At 53.4% G+C, this 3,376-nt stretch carries 3 protein-coding genes; 1 reads left to right on the plus strand and 2 read right to left on the minus strand.

Annotated elements, in window-relative coordinates; genetic code table 11:
* Positions 1–119 precede the first annotated feature (119 nt).
* Together dnaK and queC are read right to left on the minus strand one after the other, a co-directional pair.
* A complete protein-coding gene (dnaK, locus tag H8Q75_RS02850) occupies positions 120–2,042 on the minus strand; it encodes a molecular chaperone DnaK (protein WP_024124780.1) in 1,923 nt (640 codons plus the stop codon).
* 125 nt (positions 2,043–2,167) lie between these two features.
* On the minus strand, positions 2,168–2,869 hold the full coding sequence (gene queC, locus H8Q75_RS02855) for a 7-cyano-7-deazaguanine synthase QueC (protein WP_024124779.1): 702 nt from the start codon (positions 2,867–2,869) through the stop codon (positions 2,168–2,170).
* A gap of 152 nt (positions 2,870–3,021) precedes the next feature.
* Here queC and H8Q75_RS02860 point away from each other — a divergent pair.
* Positions 3,022–3,376: Gfo/Idh/MocA family oxidoreductase (locus tag H8Q75_RS02860; protein ID WP_297040339.1), on the plus strand; the 355-nt coding region annotated here is incomplete at its 3' end.

The following is a 3,376-nucleotide window of genomic DNA, read 5'->3' on the forward strand; positions in this document are numbered from 1 at the left end:
AAGAAGCCCCCATCGAAAAACCACCGAGCATACCGTGCCAAAAGAAAAGAGAACCCCCTAAGCCTTCACCTAGGGGGAGGAGGTGTCTGGTTCTGGCAGAAAGTTGTCAATAGGCGGGACTATTTGGTTTCCGAGAACTCGGCGTCAATCACTTCGTCATCACCGCCACTACCACTGCCACCGCCGCTGCTGGCGCCAGTTCCATCACTGGACTGAGCACTTTGATAGACACTTGAGCCGACACTGTAGAGGGCTTGTTGCAGATCCTGCATCAGCGATTTCACCCGTCCAAAGTCAATGGACTCAATGGGTTTCTTCTCCGCTTCGGTGCCGATTTCCGAGCGCAGGTTGGCAATGAGGGAAGTGAGACGGTCTTTATCACTGGTGGAGACTTTATCCCCCAACTCATTCAACTGTTTCTCCGCTTGATAGCAGAGTTGCTCCGCTTGGTTCTTAGTCTCGATTTTCTCGCGTTTGGCTTTATCGGCGGCGGCATTCATTTCTGCTTCGCGCACCATACGTTCCACTTCTTCCTTGGGCAGCGTTGAGGCGCCTGTGATGCTAATGGACTGCTGTTTGCCGGTGCCTTTGTCACGAGCGGTCACGTTGAGGATACCGTTGGCATCAATATCAAACGTGACTTCGATTTGCGGCACGCCGCGCGGTGCTGGCGGAATGCCATCCAAACGGAAGGTACCGAGGCTCTTGTTGTCGGCGGCCATTTCCCGCTCTCCTTGGAGAACGTGGATTTCCACATTGGTTTGACCATCAACGGCGGTGGAGAAGACCTCGGATTTTTTCGTGGGGATCGTGGTGTTGCGGGGAATAATTTTCGTCATCACACCCCCAAGGGTCTCGACGCCCAGCGACAGCGGTGTGACATCGAGGAGGAGAATGTCTTTCACTTCCCCTGCCAGTACCCCAGCTTGAATGGCAGCACCCACAGCCACGACCTCATCGGGGTTGACACTCTGGTTGGGGTCTTTGCCCAATAGCCGTTTGACCAGCTCTTGGATGGCGGGAATGCGGGTGGAACCTCCCACTAGCACCACTTCATCAATTTGATCCTTGGTGAGTTTGGCGTCTTTGAGCGCTTGCTCGACGGGTACACGGCAACGGTCAATCAGGTCAGAGCAGAGTTCCTCAAATTTAGCGCGGGTGAGCGTCATGTCGAGGTGCTTAGGACCATCCTGGGTTGCGGTGATGAAGGGCAGGTTGATTTCCGTTTGCATGACGCTGGAGAGTTCAATTTTGGCTTTTTCTGCTGCCTCTGTGAGCCGTTGCAGTGCCTGTCTGTCTTTGCGTAGGTCAATGCCTTCTTGGGCACGGAAGGACTCAGCTAGATAGTCCACAATTTTCTTGTCGAAGTCGTCACCGCCCAGGTGGGTGTCCCCGGAGGTAGCCAGCACTTCAAAAACGCCATCGCCCACTTCAAGGATGGAGACGTCAAAGGTGCCACCGCCAAGGTCAAAGACGAGGATAGTTTCATTGGCTTTTTTATCTAGGCCATAGGCCAAGGAGGCAGCGGTGGGTTCGTTAATGATCCGCAGCACTTCTAGGCCGGCAATTTTACCGGCATCTTTTGTGGCTTGGCGTTGAGAATCGTTGAAGTAGGCAGGCACAGTAATTACTGCTTGGGTGACTTCTTCACCCAGGTACTTACTGGCGTCCTCTTTGAGTTTGCGCAGGACTTGAGCAGAAATTTCCTCAGGGGCAAACTGTTTGCCAAGGGCGGGGCAATCCAGTTTGACGTTGCCATTGACGTTCAAAACTTTGTAGGAGACCTCGGTGGCTTCGTGGGTCACCTCGTCGAAACGACGGCCAATAAAGCGCTTCACAGAATAGAAGGTATTTTCGGGGTTCATCACTGCTTGCCGTTTGGCAATTTGACCCACGAGGCGATCGCCATTTTTGGTGTAGGCAACAACGGAGGGCGTTGTCCGAAACCCTTCAGCATTGGCAATAACCGTGGGCTTGCCCCCTTCCATGACGGCCACACAGGAGTTGGTGGTCCCCAGATCAATTCCGACAACTTTTGCCATAGCGACGAAAACTCCCTTTGCAGGCTAACTTCAATGCGGGGCACAGCACCCATATTGGGCTTAACCCTCTCTTCTTCCTATAGTGCGATCGCCCCTGCCATGAGCAAAAGGGGGATTTACCGAACCTACAGCGGGGGGTGAACTGCGTAGGGCAAGGGATCTACTAAACCTAGTTCGGCAAAGGCCGCTAAACGCAACCGACAGGCATCACAGCAACCACAGGCCTGTTCGCCATTGCTGTAACAAGACCATGTTTTTTCCCAAGGAACACCATACCCATGACCTAGGCGAATGATGTCTTTTTTGTGAAGTTCAATGAGGGGGGTGACAATTTCAATCGGCTGGCCTTCACGCCCCTGTTTGGTACCGAGGCGATAGACCTCCTGCATCGCGGCAATATAGTCAGGGCGACAGTCGGGATAGCCAGAGTAATCGAGGGCATTAACGCCAATATGAACGGTTTGTGCCCCTAGGGCTTCGGCATAGGCGAGGGCAACACTCAGGAAAATTGTATTGCGGGCGGGGACATAGGTGACGGGAATCTCTTGGCTCATGGTGGCCAGATCGCGATCGCGGGGCAGGTCAATGCTCAAGTCTGTCAGAGCCGATCCCCCCCATAGGCGCAAATTCAGGGGAAGGATTTGATGCTCAACAACCCCAGCAGCGGTGGCAATGGCAATCGCTGCTTCCAATTCCCGCCGATGGCGCTGCCCATAGTCAAAGGAGAGAGCATAGCAAGCATACCCCAGTGCCTTGGCACGAAATAATACGGTGCTGGAGTCTAAGCCCCCTGAGAGCAACACAACGGCCTTTTGTGTCGTCGTCATACCTGTCTATCAAGAACTTTACATTTGGTAATGCTGTGGTAGCATCTTTCTGAAAATGTTCATTCTGTGAACTCTGTGGGTTTTTACCTACGGCGGGCGATCGCCAACACCAAACCCTTCCCCGGTTGCGTAGAGGAGTGAAATCAATAGACATGAGTTCTGCCTTCCGTCCCCAGCCCGAACCACTGCGCATTGGCGTCATCGGTGTTGGCAACATGGGTCAGCACCACACCCGTGTTTTGAGTTTACTCAAGGATGTCGAACTTGTGGGCATCTCTGATGTCAATCTAGAGCGGGGCATTGACACTGCTAGCAAATATCGGGTCAAATTCTTTGAAAACTATGTGGATTTACTGCCCCACGTTGAGGCGGTCTGTATTGCCGTGCCCACCCGTCTGCATCATGAGGTGGGGATTACCTGCCTGCGCCATGGGGTTCACGTCTTGGTGGAAAAACCGATTGCCGCCAGTATTAGCGAAGCAGAGTCCCTTGTTAACGCGGCAGCGG

Source organism: Thermosynechococcus sp. OHK43 (assembly GCF_014466085.1).
Lineage (GTDB): Bacteria > Cyanobacteriota > Cyanobacteriia > Thermosynechococcales > Thermosynechococcaceae > Thermosynechococcus.

What these genes read in the sequence shown, in the direction of transcription:
- dnaK (WP_024124780.1), bottom strand. Translation starts at nt 2,042, where the DNA reads ATGGCAAAAGTTGTCGGAATTGATCTGGGGACCACCAACTCCTGTGTG.
- queC (WP_024124779.1), bottom strand. Translation starts at nt 2,869, where the DNA reads ATGACGACGACACAAAAGGCCGTTGTGTTGCTCTCAGGGGGCTTAGAC.